This is a genomic window from Pseudomonas sp. TE31087, assembly GCF_057284075.1.
Window position 1 is genome coordinate 616567 of record NZ_JBXVNN010000001.1, and the last position, 15490, is coordinate 632056.

The 15490-nt window shown below is 64.2% G+C and carries 13 protein-coding genes; 4 read left to right on the forward strand and 9 right to left on the reverse strand.

Annotation, left to right across the window (positions count from 1 at the left end; translation table 11 throughout):
* Positions 1-12 precede the first annotated feature (12 nt).
* Entirely contained in the window at positions 13-1863 is a 1851-nt protein-coding gene (locus ACZ899_RS02805) for a polyurethane esterase (RefSeq protein WP_234560766.1), read from the forward strand.
* A gap of 159 nt (positions 1864-2022) precedes the next feature.
* Here the strand turns inward: ACZ899_RS02805 and ACZ899_RS02810 are convergent, their stop codons facing one another.
* The 7 genes from ACZ899_RS02810 to ACZ899_RS02840 all read right to left on the reverse strand — a co-directional run bounded on the left by ACZ899_RS02810 (position 2023) and on the right by ACZ899_RS02840 (position 10004).
* Complete coding sequence (locus ACZ899_RS02810; RefSeq protein ID WP_203652207.1) at positions 2023-2457, reverse strand: GNAT family N-acetyltransferase; 435 nt, start codon at positions 2455-2457, stop codon at positions 2023-2025.
* Positions 2450-3616, reverse strand: coding sequence for a ribosomal protein uL16 3-hydroxylase (locus ACZ899_RS02815; RefSeq protein WP_234560765.1), 1167 nt, complete (start codon positions 3614-3616; stop codon positions 2450-2452). Before ACZ899_RS02815 ends, ACZ899_RS02810 begins: the two co-directional genes overlap by 8 nt.
* 81 nt (positions 3617-3697) lie before the next feature.
* Positions 3698-5068, reverse strand: coding sequence for an adenylosuccinate lyase (gene purB, locus ACZ899_RS02820; RefSeq protein ID WP_062359667.1), 1371 nt, complete (start codon positions 5066-5068; stop codon positions 3698-3700).
* Positions 5069-5309: 241 nt separating this feature from the next.
* On the reverse strand, positions 5310-5936 hold the full coding sequence (gene hflD / locus ACZ899_RS02825; protein WP_203652209.1) for a high frequency lysogenization protein HflD: 627 nt from the start codon (positions 5934-5936) through the stop codon (positions 5310-5312).
* Positions 5933-7057 (reverse strand): tRNA 2-thiouridine(34) synthase MnmA, encoded by a 1125-nt coding sequence (gene mnmA, locus ACZ899_RS02830; RefSeq protein WP_234560764.1) that lies wholly within the window; start codon positions 7055-7057, stop codon positions 5933-5935. Before mnmA ends, hflD begins: the two co-directional genes overlap by 4 nt.
* A gap of 59 nt (positions 7058-7116) precedes the next feature.
* A complete protein-coding gene (locus ACZ899_RS02835; RefSeq protein WP_234560763.1) occupies positions 7117-7557 on the reverse strand; it encodes an NUDIX hydrolase in 441 nt (146 codons plus the stop codon).
* 221 nt (positions 7558-7778) lie between these two features.
* Positions 7779-10004, reverse strand: a complete 2226-nt coding sequence (locus tag ACZ899_RS02840) for an NADP-dependent isocitrate dehydrogenase (protein ID WP_234560762.1) — start codon at positions 10002-10004, stop codon at positions 7779-7781.
* A 578-nt stretch (positions 10005-10582) separates the two neighbouring features.
* Here ACZ899_RS02840 and icd point away from each other — a divergent pair.
* The gene (gene icd / locus ACZ899_RS02845) at positions 10583-11839 is read left to right on the forward strand and encodes an NADP-dependent isocitrate dehydrogenase (protein WP_203652214.1); all 1257 of its coding nucleotides are present in this window, start codon (positions 10583-10585) and stop codon (positions 11837-11839) included.
* A gap of 77 nt (positions 11840-11916) precedes the next feature.
* Here the strand turns inward: icd and cspD are convergent, their stop codons facing one another.
* Complete coding sequence (cspD, locus tag ACZ899_RS02850) at positions 11917-12171, reverse strand: cold shock domain-containing protein CspD (protein WP_186716100.1); 255 nt, start codon at positions 12169-12171, stop codon at positions 11917-11919.
* A 231-nt stretch (positions 12172-12402) separates the two neighbouring features.
* Here cspD and clpS point away from each other — a divergent pair, with 231 nt between their 5' ends.
* Positions 12403-12777 (forward strand): ATP-dependent Clp protease adapter ClpS, encoded by a 375-nt coding sequence (gene clpS, locus ACZ899_RS02855; protein WP_203652216.1) that lies wholly within the window; start codon positions 12403-12405, stop codon positions 12775-12777.
* A gap of 30 nt (positions 12778-12807) precedes the next feature.
* A complete protein-coding gene (clpA, locus tag ACZ899_RS02860; protein WP_203652218.1) occupies positions 12808-15078 on the forward strand; it encodes an ATP-dependent Clp protease ATP-binding subunit ClpA in 2271 nt (756 codons plus the stop codon).
* Between the two features lie 142 nt (positions 15079-15220).
* Here clpA and infA read toward each other — a convergent pair whose 3' ends face one another.
* Complete coding sequence (gene infA / locus ACZ899_RS02865; RefSeq protein ID WP_002553999.1) at positions 15221-15439, reverse strand: translation initiation factor IF-1; 219 nt, start codon at positions 15437-15439, stop codon at positions 15221-15223.
* Between the last annotated feature and the right edge of the window lie 51 nt (positions 15440-15490).

Genomic DNA, 15490 nt, shown 5'->3' on the forward strand with positions numbered 1-15490 from the left:
GGATGTAAACCAATGCCCGTTTTCGATTACCGACAGCTCGACAGCACTGCCTCTTCCTCGCTCTATAAAGATGCCATGGCCCTGGCCACCTATGCCTACCATGGTATCGACGATGGCTTCAGCGCCGGCTACCAGAAGTACGGCTTCGGTCTGGGCCTGCCGGCCACCCTGGTCAAGGCGCTGATCGGCGGCACCGACAGCCAGGGCGTGATCCCCGGCATCCCCTGGAACCCCGACTCCGAAGCCCGCGCCCTGGCCCAGGTCAAGGCCGCCGGCTGGACGCCGATCAGCGCGGCGCAGCTGGGCTACCAGGGCAAGACCGACGGCCGTGGCACCTTCCACGGCGAAGCGCCGGGCTACACCTCGGCGCAGGTGGAAATCCTCGGCCGCTACGATGCCGCCGGCCAGCTCAGCGGCATCGGCATCGCCTTCCGCGGCACCAGCGGCCCGCGCGAGAACCTGCTGGGCGACACCATCGGCGATGCCATCAACGACCTGCTGGCGGCGATCGGCCCGGCCGGCTATGCCCGTGACTACGCCGGTAACGCATTCGGGCAACTGCTCGCCGATGTGGCGGCCTTTGCCAAGGCCAATGGCCTGAGCGGCGCCGATGTCACCGTCAGTGGTCACAGCCTCGGCGGCCTGGCGGTCAACAGCCTGGCCGACCTGAGTGGCTCGCGCTGGGGCGGTTTCTACCAGGATGCGCGCTACGTCGCCTTCGCCTCGCCGACCCAGGCCGCCGACGCCGGCAAGGTGCTCAATATCGGCTACGAGAACGATCCGGTGTTCCGCGTGCTCGACGGCACCTCGGCGACCTGGGGCACTCTGGGCGTGCACGATGGTGCCAAGGCGTCGGCCACCAACAACATCGTCAACTTCAACGACCACTATGCCTCCGACGCCTGGAACCTGCTGCCGTTCTCCATTGGCAACATCGCCACCTGGCTGTCGCACCTGCCGACGGCCTATGCCGATGGCCTTGGCCGGGTGCTGGGCTCGTCGTTCTATCAATGGACCAGCCGCGACTCGACCATCGTGGTCAGCAACCTGTCCGATGTCACCCGTGGCTCGACCTGGGTCGAGGACCTCAACCGCAATGCCGAGCCGCACAAGGGCAGCACCTTCCTCATCGGCTCAGAGCAGGACGATCTGATCCATGGCGGGCGCGGCAACGACTACCTCGAAGGGCGGGCCGGCAACGACACCTTCCGCGATGACGGCGGCTTCAACCTGATCGATGGCGGCGCCGGTCATGACACCCTGAAGCTGCAGGACGCCCTGGCCAATCTGAGCATCGCCCGGGACGGCGAGGGCACGCTGTACGTGCGCGACGCCCAGGGCGGCATCAGCCTGGTGCGCAATGTCGAGAACCTGGTGAGCAAGGAGTCGAGCCTGCTGATCTTCAGCAAGGAGGTCAGCCACGGGGTGGCGGCGCAAGGTCTGTTCGAGAGCGGCAAGGTCACGCCCTATGCGTCCTCGCTCAATGGTACCCAGGCCGGCGATCAGCTGGTGGCGGGCAATCAGGGCCAATGGTTGTTCGGCCTCGGCGGTGACGATCGGCTGCAGGGCGGCGCCGGCAATGACGTGCTGGTGGGTGGCGCGGGCAACGATGTGCTCATTGGCGGCGCGGGGCGCGACACCTTCCTGTTCAGTGAGCATTTCGGCCAGGACCGGGTGCTGGACTTCACCGGGCAGGACCGGCTGGTGTTCATCGGTGTGGATGGTGGTACGGCGACGCCGGACTGGCGTGCCCATGCCAGCCAGGTTGGCGATGACCTGGTGCTGAAGTTCGGCGGGGACAGCGTGACGCTGGTGGGGATCTCTGCTCAGGGGGTGGGGGATGGGCAGATCGTGATTGCCTGAGGGGGCGGGCGTAACCCTGTAGGAGCGGCCTTGTGCCGCGAAAGGGCCGCATAGCGGCCCCGGCGATCTTTGCGCCAACGCTGAAATCCTGGGGCTGCTATGCAGCCCTTTCGCGGCACAAGGCCGCTCCTACAAAGAGTAGGCAGCCAACCTGGTGGCTCAGGCCATCTCGCGCGAGTCGCGAACCATGTCCACGTGCGGGATGCCGGCCTCGAGGAACTCCTCGCTGACCACGCGGAACCCCAGGCGCTCGTAGAACGGCGTGGCGTGTACCTGGGCGCTGAGCATCTGCTGCTTGAGGTCGCGGTTCTGCGCCTCGATGATCACCGCGCGCATCAGCGCGTCGCCCACGTTCAGGCCGCGCCAGTCCTTGAGCACCGAGACCCGGCCAATCGTGCCGTCGGGCAGCAGGCGGGCGGTACCGATCGGGTAGTCGCCCTCCATGGCCAGGAAGTGCACGGCGGTCGGGTCTTCTGCGTCGAATTCCAGCTCCGGCGGCACGTGCTGCTCGGCGACGAACACGGCGCTGCGGATGCGGTGGATGTCGGCGTTGTCCTTGTGCCAGTCGGCCAGTCGAACACTGATCTTATTCATCGGCGAATCCCAGGCTGCCTTGCATGACCAGCTGTTGTACCAGCATCAGACCGTCTTCGTCCTGCAGCCACTGGCCAAGGTTGTCGATGTGCAAGGCATCGGCGGCGCACACCAGCTTAAGCAGTTCGCGCAGTTTGGCTGGCAGCGGGCAACTGCGCCCGCTGGCGAACAGCATCAGGTCGTCGTTGAGCTCGGACCAGGCCATGCGTGCGCTTGGGTTGCGGATCAGCACGGCGCCCTGTTCGAGATAGTTGATCAGGTCCTGCTCGCTCAGCTCTTCACCGACAACCTGCTCGGGATAACGCGGCTCGGTCATGAACTGGCCGAACCAGGTCAGCAGCAGGTCCTTGTCGGCCATGTGCTTGTCGATCAGCGCCTTGAGGCGGTCGAGGGCATCATGCTGGATCTGGTGCGGGTCGCTGACCGGCTGGGCGTCGGCGTCGCTGTAGCGCTCTTCATCGGGCAGGAACTGGCCGAGGAAGTCGGTGAAGTGGGTCAGCACTTCGGCGGCGCTCGGGGCGCGGAAGCCCACCGAGTAGGTCAGGCACTCGCTCTCGGCAACGCCGTAGTGGGCCAGGCGCGGCGGCAGGTAGAGCATGTCGCCCGGCTCCAGGGTCCACTCCTCGCTCTGCTCGAAGTCGGCCAGGATACGCAGGTCGGCGTGGTCGATCAGCGCGCTGTCGCTGTTGCACATCTGCCCGACTTTCCAGTTGCGCGTGCCGTCGCCCTGCAACAGGAATACGTCGTAGTTGTCGAAGTGCGGGCCGACGCTGCCGCCGGGCGCCGCGTAGCTGATCATCACATCGTCGATGCGCCAGCTGGGCAGGAAACGGAACTCTTCTAGCAGCTCGGCGACTTCCGGCACGAACTGGTCAACCGCCTGCACCAGCAGGGTCCAGTCGCGCTCGGGCAGGTCGGCGAAGGCGTCCTCGGCGAACGGGCCGCGACGCAGCTCCCACGGGCGCTCGCCGTGCTCGAGCACCAGGCGCGACTCGACTTCTTCTTCCAGGGCCAGGCCGGCCAGTTCGTCGGCGTCGATGGGGCTGATGAAGTCGGGGAAGGCCTGACGTACCAGCAGTGGCTTCTTCTGCCAGTAGTCGCGCAGGAATTCACGGGCCGTCAGGCCGCCCAGCAGTTGCAGTGGAGTATCAGAATTCATGTTCAACCTATTGAAAAAACTTGGTTTTCGTACGGGAATAAAAACGCCCGGCCAGGCCGGGCGTTAGGCGCGGGGCGCAGGTCAGATGCGTTTGGCCTGGGCTACCGCGTTGCCGATGTAGGTGGCAGGAGTCAGTTGCTTGAGCTCGGCCTTGGCTTCGGCCGGCATGTCCAGGCCGTCGATGAAGGTCAGCAGCGCTTCAGGGGTGATGCCCTTGCCACGGGTCAGCTCCTTGAGCTTCTCGTAGGGGTTCTCGATGTTGAAGCGGCGCATCACGGTCTGGATCGGCTCGGCCAGGACTTCCCAGCAGGCGTCCAGGTCGGCGGCGATGCGGGCGGCGTTGACTTCCAGCTTGCCGATGCCCTTCAGGCTGGCTTCATAGGCGATGACGCTGTGGGCGAAGCCCACGCCCAGGTTGCGCAGCACGGTGGAGTCGGTCAGGTCGCGCTGCCAGCGCGAGATCGGCAGCTTGCTGGCCAGGTGCTGGAACAGTGCGTTGGCGATCCCCAGGTTGCCTTCGGAGTTCTCGAAGTCGATCGGGTTGACCTTGTGCGGCATGGTCGAGGAGCCGATTTCGCCAGCGACGGTCTTCTGCTTGAAGTAGCCCAGCGAGATGTAGCCCCAGACGTCACGGTCGAAGTCGATGAGGATGGTGTTGAAGCGGGCGATGGCGTCGAACAGCTCGGCGATGTAGTCGTGCGGCTCGATCTGGGTGGTGTAGGGGTTGAACACCAGGCCCAGTTCGTCCTCGATGAAGGCGCGTGCGTTGGCCTCCCAGTCGATCTGCGAGTAGGCCGACAGGTGGGCGTTGTAGTTGCCCACGGCGCCGTTGATCTTGCCCAGCAGCGGCACGGCGGCCACCTGGGCGATCTGGCGCTCCAGGCGGTAGACGACGTTGGCCAGCTCTTTGCCCAGGGTGGTCGGCGAAGCCGGCTGGCCGTGGGTGCGCGACAGCATCGGCACGTCGGCGTGGGCGTGGGCCAGGGCGCGGATGGATTCGGCGATCTGGCGCATCAGCGGCAGCAGCACATCGTCACGGCCAGCGCGCAGCATCAGGGCGTGGGACAGGTTGTTGATGTCCTCGCTGGTGCAGGCGAAGTGGATGAACTCGCTGACCTTGGCCAGCTCAGGCAGTTGAGCCGCTTGCTCCTTGAGCAGGTACTCGATGGCCTTGACGTCGTGGTTGGTGGTGCGCTCGATTTCCTTGACGCGTTCGGCGTGCTCGAGCTTGAAATCGGTGGCCAGGCTGTCCAGCACGGCGTTGGCTTCGGCGGAGAACGCCGGCACTTCGCCGATCTGCGGGTGGGCGGCCAGGCGCTGCAGCCAGCGCACTTCGACCAGGGCGCGGAAACGGATCAGGCCGAATTCGCTGAAGATGGGGCGCAAGGCCTGGGTTTTGCCGGCATAACGGCCGTCTACAGGGGAAACCGCAGTGAGCGAGGAGAGCTGCATGGGGTGTTCTCGGACAGTCAGGCTTTTGGAAGGGCGCATATCATACATGAAAAACGCGCCCGAGTCGGGTGGCTGACCAAAGGTCGGGCCTGTGAATCATGTCGCAATACCCTGTGTAGGAGCGGCCTTGTGCCGCGAAAGGGGCGCGCAGCGGCCCCAGAACCTTCGCCCCGGCACAGATTGCCGGGGCTGCTGCGCAGCCCTTTCGCGGCACAAGGCCGCTCCTACACAGGGCGCAGTTTCAATCAGCGGTACGCATCATCCCGTACAGTTCATTGAGCAACTTGCGCCGGCTGAACACCAGTTGCCAGCGGTGTCCGCCCAGCTGTCGCCACAGGCGCGCGGCACGGATGCCGGCCAGCAGCAGGGCGCGGATCTTCGAGGCATTGCTGGCCTGCTGCAGGAAACGCATGTCGCCGTGCACCTGGATACGCTGGCGCAAGGTGCTCAGGGTGTCCTGATACAAGGCTCCGCTGGAAGCGATGACGTTTTCGTGAACCAGGCCGAAATGCTCGGCCTGGGACTGGATCTGCGGCAGGCGGTTGCCGATCGTGTCGAGCAGGTCGCCACGCTTGTTCAACTGGCGTTCCAGGCCCAGCATCGACAGGGCATAGCGCAGCGGTTCGCGTTGCAGGCTGCTGGGGTCGCGCTCCAGGGCGCCGACCAGCGCGCGGTAGCCGTCGCGCAGGTTGAGGTCGTCGCCGCCGAACACCTCCAGGGTGTCCTTCGGGTCGCGCACCAGCAGGCTGCCGAGCATGCAGCCGATATTGGCTTCGCTGGCCTGGCCGGTGCGGGCGATGCGGTCGACCAGCACCGCGGCCTGGAACACGCCGCCCAGGGCGATCAACTGCTCCTGGAGGTTGTTCATCGGCGCGGGCTCCACGGCTCGGCGGTTTCAATCACGCCGCCGCCCAGGCACACCTCGCCGTCGTAGAACACCACCGACTGACCCGGGGTCACGGCGCGCTGCGGCTCGTCGAACACGGCGCGGTAGCCGCTTTCGGTGCGTTCCAGGGTGCACTGCTGGTCGCCCTGGCGGTAGCGCACCTTGGCGGTCAGGCGGCGCGGGCTGGACAGGTCGATCGGGTTGACCCAGAAGATCTCCGAGGCCAGCAGGGCGCGGGAGAACAGCCACGGGTGCTCGTTGCCCTGGCCGACCACCAGCACGTTGCGCGAGAGGTCTTTCTCCAGCACGTACCACGGCTCGTCGCCGGCGTCTTTCAGGCCACCGATGCCCAGGCCCTGGCGCTGGCCTATGGTGTGGTACATCAGGCCATGGTGCTGGCCGATCACTTCACCTTCGGTGGTCTGGATCTCGCCGGGCTGGGCCGGCAGGTACTGCTTGAGGAAATCGCTGAAGCGGCGCTCGCCGATGAAGCAGATACCGGTGGAGTCCTTCTTCTTGGCGGTGGCCAGGCCGTGTTTCTCGGCGATGGCCCGTACCTCGGGCTTTTCCAGTTCGCCGACCGGGAACAGGGTGCGGGCGATCTCCTTGCCGCCGACGGCGTGCAGGAAGTAGCTCTGGTCCTTGTTCGGGTCCAGGCCCTTGAGCAGCTCGGTCAGCTCGCCGGTATCGCGGCGGCGCACGTAGTGGCCGGTGGCGATCAGGTCGGCGCCCAGGGACAGGGCGTAGTCGAGGAACGCCTTGAACTTGATCTCGCGGTTGCAGAGGATGTCCGGGTTGGGCGTGCGGCCGGCCTTGTACTCTTCGAGGAAGTGCTCGAACACGTTGTCCCAGTATTCGGCGGCGAAGTTGGCGGTGTGCAGCTTGATGCCGATGCGGTCGCACACGGCCTGGGCGTCGGCCAGGTCTTCGCGGGCGGTGCAGTATTCGGTGCCGTCGTCCTCTTCCCAGTTCTTCATGAACAGACCTTCCACCTGGTAGCCCTGCTCGATGAGCAGAAGGGCGGAGACGGAAGAGTCCACGCCGCCGGACATGCCGACGATGACGCGGGTCTTGGCGGGGTCTTTGAGTGCTGGGCTGGTCATGGCTACCGGTGTGTATCAGAGGGGAAAAACGCCGATTCTATCAAACCCGCGGGCTGGCGTCAGTCGCGCAGCAGATCGAGGCTATGCAGCGGGCCTGCGAGGTAGTCGTCGAGGCAGCGCGGTACCAGCTCGCTGCGCCAGCGCGACGGCTCGGCCAGCAGTTCGTCGCGGGTCAGCCAGACGGCGCGGACAATGTCGCTGTCCAGCGCCAGGTCAGCGTGATGGCGCACGGGGCGGGCGGCGAAGCAGATGCGCTGGTAGGTGACGCCGTTGCTCGGGGCGGTATAGAGGTAGATGCCGACCACGCCGGTGAGCTCGACCTCCCAGGCGGTTTCCTCGAGGGTTTCGCGCAGGGCCGCCTGGGCGATGGTTTCGTTGGCTTCGAGGTGGCCAGCGGGTTGATTGAGTACGTGCTGGCCGGCCTTGAATTCCTCGACGAAGAGGAACTTGCCGTCGTGTTCGACGATGGTGGCGACGGTGATGTGGGGTTGCCAGGTCATGTGCGATTCCTATGGTAGGCGCGGGCCTTGTAGGAGCGGCCTTGTGCCGCGAATGGGCCGCAAGGCGGCCCCGGCAATGTTTGTTGCGAAGCTGAAAATCCGGGGCCGCTTCGCAGCCCATTCGCGGCACAAGGCCGCTCCTACAAGGGGCCGTTTCTGCGCTGCAGAAAGCACAAACCCCGGTGCGTGGCCGGGGTCTGTGCTGTTACGTCAAGCGAACCTTACAGGGCGGCAATGGCGCTGTTCAGGGTCTGGCTTGGGCGCATCACCTTGGCGGTCAGCTCGGCATCCGGGGCGTAGTAGCCACCGATGTCGGCCGGCTTGCCCTGGACGGCGTTGAGCTCGGCGACGATGGTCGCCTCGTTCTCGCTCAGGGTCTTGGCCAGCGGGGCGAAGCGCGCCTGCAGGGCGGCGTCGTCGGTTTGGGCGGCCAGTGCTTCTGCCCAGTACAGGGTCAGGTAGAAGTGGCTGCCACGGTTGTCGATACCGCCGACCTTGCGCGAAGGCGACTTGTTGGTGTCGAGGAACTTGCCGGTAGCCTGGTCCAGGGTGTTGGCCAGGACCTTGGCGCGCGGGTTGTCGTAGGTGTTGCCCAGGTGCTCCAGGGAGGCGGCCAGGGCCAGGAACTCACCCAGCGAGTCCCAGCGCAGGAAGTTCTCTTCGACCAGCTGCTGCACGTGCTTCGGTGCCGAACCGCCGGCGCCGGTCTCGAACAGGCCACCGCCGTTCATCAGCGGGACGATCGACAGCATCTTGGCGCTGGTGCCCAGCTCCATGATCGGGAACAGGTCGGTCAGGTAGTCGCGCAGCACGTTGCCGGTCACCGAGATGGTGTCCTTGCCTTCGCGGATGCGGGCCAGGGAGAACTTGATGGCGTCGACCGGGGCCAGGATGCGGATGTCCAGGCCGGAGGTGTCGTGATCCTTAAGGTACTGTTGCACCTTCTCGATCATCACGCCGTCGTGGGCGCGGGCCGGGTCCAGCCAGAACACCGCCGGGGTGTTGCTCAGGCGGGCGCGGTTGACGGCCAGCTTGACCCAGTCCTGGATCGGCGCGTCCTTGGTCTGGCACATGCGGAAGATGTCACCGGCTTCGACGTTCTGCTCCAGCACGACCTGGCCCTTGCCATCGACCACGCGCACGACGCCGTCGGCCTTGATCTGGAAGGTCTTGTCGTGGGAACCGTATTCTTCGGCTTTTTGCGCCATCAGGCCGACGTTCGGCACGCTGCCCATGGTGGTCGGGTCGAAGGCGCCGTTGGCCTTGCAGTCTTCGATGGTGGCCTGGTAGATGCCGGCGTAGCAGCGGTCCGGGATGATCGCCTTGGCGTCCTGCAGTTCACCGGCGGTGTTCCACATCTTGCCCGAGTCGCGGATCATCGCAGGCATCGAGGCGTCGACGATGACGTCGCTCGGTACGTGCAGGTTGGTGATGCCCTTGTCCGAATTGACCATGGCCAGGGCCGGGCGAACGGCGTACAGGGCCTGGATGTCGGCTTCGATCTCGGCTTGCTTTTCAGCAGGCAGGTCCTTGATGCGGGCGTACAGGTCGCCGATGCCGTTGTTGGCGTTGAAGCCGACTTCGGCCAGGGCGGCGGCGTGCTTGGCCAGCACGTCGTTGTAGAACTCTTCGACGATCACGCCGAACATGATCGGGTCGGAGACCTTCATCATGGTGGCTTTCAGGTGCACCGACAGCAGCACGCCGGAGGCCTTGGCATCGGCGATCTGCTCGGCGATGAAGGCTTTCAGGGCCTTGCGGCTCAGGGTGGCGCAGTCGATGACTTCGGCGGCCTTGACTGCGGTTTTTTCTTTCAGGACGGTGGTGCTGCCGTCTTTACCGACCAGTTCGATGCGCAGGCTGTCGTCAGCCTCGATCAGCGCGGCTTTTTCGCTGCCGTAGAAGTCGCCCTGGGTCATGTGGGCAACGTGCGACTTGGAGTCGGCGGCCCAGGCGCCCATCTTGTGCGGGTGCTTGCGGGCGTAGTTCTTGACCGACAGCGGGGCGCGGCGGTCGGAGTTGCCTTCGCGCAGGACCGGGTTCACGGCGCTGCCCTTGATGCGGTCGTAGCGGGCGCGGGATTCTTTTTCCTCGGCGCTGGCTGGCTCGTCGGCGTAGTCGGGGATGTTGAAGCCCTTGGCTTGCAGCTCCTTGATCGCGGCCTTCAGCTGTGGAACCGATGCGGAGATGTTCGGCAGCTTGATGATGTTGGCTTCAGGGGTGGTGGCCAGCTGGCCCAGTTCCGCCAGGTGATCGCCTACCTGCTTACCTGCGCCCAGTTGCTCCGGGAAGGCGGCAAGGATACGGCCGGCCAGGGAGATGTCGCGGGTTTCGACGGCGATATCGGCCGAAGCGGTGAAGGCCTCGACGATCGGCAGCAGCGAGTAGGTGGCGAGGGCGGGGGCTTCGTCGGTGAAGGTGTAGATGATCTTGGAACGGGTGGGCATGCGGGTTAACTCTCTATGTGCTGAGCGTACTCGAGTCTCGAGGTGCGCAGGGTAGGCGCTTCGCCCTGGCGACGCCATGAGCGGAAAGTCGAGAGGCTGCGAGCGGTGATGGTGGATGCATCAGTCGAGCGTCAAGTGCTGGGCCGCGGTAACAACCCAGGCTTTGTGGTCATTCATGACCAAGGGCGAGCCGCATTTTCCTAGGGTTCGCCCCGATGACCCTATGGTCGCGCCGGAGTATATCAAACCCTTTGGGCTATTCAGCAAGGCGAAGTGGTATCAGCGCATTTATAAGACCAAAGACGTAGGAGCAATGTGGCGTGTTGCCGCAGGCTTGGGCGGTGAAACACACCCAGTTCTTTGGTGGTCGACGTGGGAGCGGGCTTGACCCGCGATGCGTGCGCCGCAGTGCGTGGCACCGGCTTCGCCGGTGTTCGCGGGGCAAGCCCGCTCCCACGTGGTGCTTGCAGGGATGGCGATCCAGATCGGCGAGCGTACCTTGCAGGTCGGCAGATGTGGTTTAGGCTCAGTGGATCGCACGATTTCCAATCACACCAGGAAAAGCGGAGTAGTGCAGCATGGGATACCAGAAAATCAAGGTTCCGTCTGATGGTGCCAAGATCACCGTCAATGCAGACCATTCGCTCAATGTTCCCGACAACCCCATCATTCCCTACATCGAAGGCGACGGTATCGGCGTGGATGTCTCGCCGGTGATGATCAAGGTGGTTGATGCCGCCGTGCAGAAAGCCTACGGCGGCAAGCGCAAGATTGCCTGGATGGAAGTGTACGCCGGCGAGAAAGCCACCCAGGTCTACGACCAGGACACCTGGTTGCCCCAGGAGACCCTGGATGCGGTAAAGGATTATGTCGTGTCGATCAAGGGGCCGTTGACCACCCCGGTCGGTGGCGGCATCCGTTCGCTCAACGTGGCCCTGCGCCAGCAGCTCGACCTTTATGTGTGCCTGCGTCCGGTGGTCTGGTTCCAGGGCGTGCCGAGCCCGGTGAAAAAGCCGGGTGACGTCGACATGGTGATCTTCCGCGAGAACTCCGAGGACATCTATGCCGGCATCGAGTGGAAGGCCGGCTCGCCCGAGGCGAACAAGGTGATCAAGTTCCTCAAGGAGGAGATGGGCGTCACCAAGATCCGCTTCGACCAGGACTGCGGCATCGGCGTCAAGCCGGTCTCGAAGGAGGGCACCAAGCGCCTGGTACGCAAGGCGTTGCAGTATGTGGTGGACAACGACCGCAAGTCGCTGACCCTGGTGCACAAGGGCAACATCATGAAATTCACCGAAGGGGCCTTCAAGGATTGGGGCTACGAGGTGGCGCGCGACGAGTTCGGCGCCGAGCTGCTCGATGGCGGCCCGTGGATGAAGTTCAGGAACCCGAGAACCGGCCGTGAGGTGGTCGTCAAGGATGCCATCGCCGACGCCATGCTCCAGCAGATCCTGCTGCGTCCGGCCGAGTACGATGTGATCGCCACCCTCAACCTCAACGGCGACTACCTGTCCGACGCCCTGGCGGCGGAAGTGGGCGGGATCGGCATCGCGCCGGGGGCCAACCTGTCGGACACCGTGGCCATGTTCGAGGCCACCCACGGCACCGCGCCGAAGTACGCCGGCAAGGACCAGGTCAACCCGGGGTCGGTGATTCTGTCGGCCGAAATGATGTTGCGGCACATGGGCTGGACCGAGGCGGCCGACTTGATCATCAAGGGCACCAATGGCGCCATCGCGGCCAAGACCGTGACCTACGACTTCGAGCGCCTGATGGACGGCGCGACCCTGGTCGGTAGCTCGGGCTTTGGCGAGGCGCTGATCAAGCACATGTAAGCGGGGCAAAAAAACCGGTCGCGTCTTTTATTAAAGGGGCGACCGGTTTTTTCGTTTACCGGCAGGCAGGTCGGGGATCAGACTTCGACGGTGTTGCCCGGGTTCGTCGCGCTGGCCTGGACGCTGCTGGTGGCGCTTCTGATGTCGGTCGCGTGCAGCCCTTTGGGGCCCTGGATGATCTCGAAGTTCACGGCTTGGCCTGCTTTCAGCGTCTTGTAACCGTCCATCTGGATCGCTGAATAATGGGCGAACAGATCATCAGTCTTGCCGTCCTCGTTGATGAATCCGTAGCCCTTGGCATTGTTGAACCACTTGACTTTACCGCTTGCCATCCCTATGTCCCTCTGCAAAGGACTCCATCACTGGAGTATCATCCACTTCATCCGCATACGAACCTTGCGAGAAAATCTGGTTGACTGCGCGGATCTTTATCGACCACGGTGGGTTCTTATTGGTTGTAACACCGTTTTGCCGATAGTCAAGGTCAGCCGGCGCCCGCGCCGGAAGTGGCCTGCGCGGTCAACCCACAACCTTAACCTGTCGCTCATGATGAAATTCTTTCCATGCATGTACCCAGTGAGATTCGACTAACATTCAATCAGGATCGCCCGCAGTCGAACGAGGACGGGCATGAGGACGATGGCGCCGGCCTTGCGGTCCAGGAGGCCAAGCCGATCCTGCAGGCGCCACCGATGTACAAGGTGGTTTTGTTCAACGATGACTACACGCCAATGGATTTCGTCGTCGAAGTGCTCGAGACGTTCTTCAATCTGAACCGCGAGCTGGCAACGAAGATCATGCTGACCGTCCATACCGAAGGACGGGCAGTATGCGGATTGTTTACCCGTGACATCGCCGAGACAAAGGCCATGCAGGTCAACCAATACGCCAGGGAAAGCCAGCATCCGCTACTCTGTGAAATCGAGAAGGACGGTTAATCGCCGACCACTTGGGTATGAGGTGAAGCTATGTTAAACCGCGAGCTCGAAGTCACCCTCAATCTGGCCTTCAAGGAGGCTCGTTCGAAGCGTCATGAGTTCATGACCGTCGAACATCTGCTGCTGGCACTCCTTGACAATGAGGCTGCCGCGACCGTTCTGCGCGCCTGTGGCGCCAATCTCGACAAACTCAAGCACGACCTGCAGGAGTTCATCGATTCGACCACCCCGCTGATCCCCGTGCATGACGAGGACCGCGAGACGCAACCGACCCTGGGCTTCCAGCGTGTGCTGCAGCGTGCCGTGTTCCACGTGCAGAGTTCCGGCAAGCGCGAAGTGACCGGCGCCAACGTGCTGGTGGCGATCTTCAGCGAACAGGAAAGCCAGGCGGTGTTCCTGCTCAAGCAGCAGAGCGTGGCGCGCATCGACGTCGTCAACTACATCGCCCACGGCATCAGCAAGGTGCCGGGCCACGGTTCGCACAGCGAGAGCGAGCAGGACATGCAGGACGAGGAGGGCGGCGAAGCGTCGTCTTCCAGCAACCCGCTGGACGCCTATGCCAGCAACCTCAACGAACTGGCCCGGGCCGGGCGCATCGACCCGTTGGTCGGGCGTGAGCAGGAAGTCGAGCGCGTGGCGCAGATCCTCGCCCGCCGGCGCAAGAACAACCCGCTGCTGGTCGGTGAGGCCGGCGTGGGCAAGACCGCCATCGCCGAAGGCCTGGCCAAGCGCATTGTCGATGGCCAGGTGCCCGACCTGCTGGCACAGAGCGTGGTCTACTCGCTCGATCTGGGCGCGCTGTTGGCAGGTACCAAGTACCGCGGCGACTTCGAAAAGCGCTTCAAGGCGCTGCTCGGCGAGCTGAAAAAACGTCCGCAGGCCATCCTGTTCATCGACGAGATCCACACCATCATCGGCGCCGGCGCGGCTTCCGGTGGTGTGATGGATGCGTCCAACCTGCTCAAGCCACTGTTGTCATCCGGTGAGATCCGTTGCATCGGTTCCACCACCTTCCAGGAGTTCCGCGGCATCTTCGAGAAGGATCGCGCCCTGGCGCGGCGCTTCCAGAAGGTCGACGTCACCGAACCGTCGGTGGAGGACACCGTGGGTATCCTGCGCGGGCTCAAGGGCCGCTTCGAGAGCCACCACAACATCGAGTACAGCGACGAGGCCCTGCGCGCCGCCGCCGAACTGGCCTCGCGCTACATCAATGACCGGCACATGCCGGACAAGGCCATCGACGTGATCGACGAGGCTGGCGCCTACCAGCGCCTGCAGCCGGAAGCCAATCGGGTCAAGCGCATCGACGTGCCGCAGGTCGAGGACATCGTCGCCAAGATCGCGCGGATTCCGCCGAAGCACGTCACCAGCTCCGACAAGGAGCTGCTGCGCAACCTCGAGCGTGACCTGAAGCTGACCGTGTTCGGCCAGGATGCGGCGATCGACTCGCTGGCCACCGCCATCAAGCTGTCCCGTGCCGGCCTCAAGGCACCGGACAAGCCGGTCGGCTCGTTCCTGTTCGCCGGCCCCACCGGCGTGGGCAAGACCGAGGCCGCCCGCCAGCTGGCCAAGGCCCTGGGCGTGGAACTGGTGCGCTTCGACATGTCCGAGTACATGGAGCGGCACACCGTGTCGCGCCTGATCGGTGCGCCGCCCGGCTATGTCGGGTTCGACCAGGGCGGTCTGCTGACCGAGGCCATCACCAAGCAACCGCACTGCGTGCTGCTGCTCGACGAGATCGAGAAGGCCCACCCGGAAGTCTTCAACCTGCTGCTGCAGGTAATGGACCACGGCACCCTGACCGACAACAACGGGCGCAAGGCGGACTTCCGCAACGTGATCCTGATCATGACCACCAACGCCGGCGCCGAAACCGCCGCGCGGGCCTCGATCGGCTTCACCCACCAGGACCACTCGTCCGATGCGATGGAGGTCATCCGCAAGAGCTTCACGCCGGAGTTCCGCAACCGCCTGGACACCATCATCCAGTTCGGCCGCCTGTCCCACGAGACGATCAAGAGCATCGTCGACAAGTTCCTCATCGAACTGCAGGCGCAGCTGGAAGACAAGCGTGTGCTGCTGGAGGTCACCGACGCCGCCCGCGGCTGGCTGGCGGCCTCGGGCTACGACGTGCAGATGGGCGCGCGGCCGATGGCGCGGCTGATCCAGGACAAGATCAAGCGGCCGCTGGCCGAGGAGATCCTGTTCGGCGAGCTGGCCGAGCACGGTGGCGTGGTGCACATCGACCTGCGCGATGGCGAGCTGGTGTTCGATTACGAGACCACGGCCGAGGTCGCGTAACGACCATCGCGGGGCAAGTCGCATCGGCGCACCGCCGCTCCCACGCCAGCAGAAACTGGCGTGGAGCGGGCTTGCCCCGCGATGCTTTTCAGCGCCCACAAAAAAGCCCGGCACATTGGCCGGGCTTTTTCATGGCTTGAGCTTAGCGCGCACGGTAGGTGATGCGGCCCTTGCTCAGGTCGTACGGCGTCAGTTCGACGCGGACCTTGTCGCCAGTGAGAATACGGATGTAGTTCTTGCGCATCTTGCCAGAGATGTGCGCGGTAACGACGTGCCCGTTTTCCAACTCCACGCGGAACATGGTGTTGGGCAGGGTGTCGACGACAGTGCCTTCCATTTCGAAGCTGTCTTCTTTCGACATGCAGTAAAGCCCTCGGTATCCAGTGATGGCCCGACGCACGACTGCACCGGG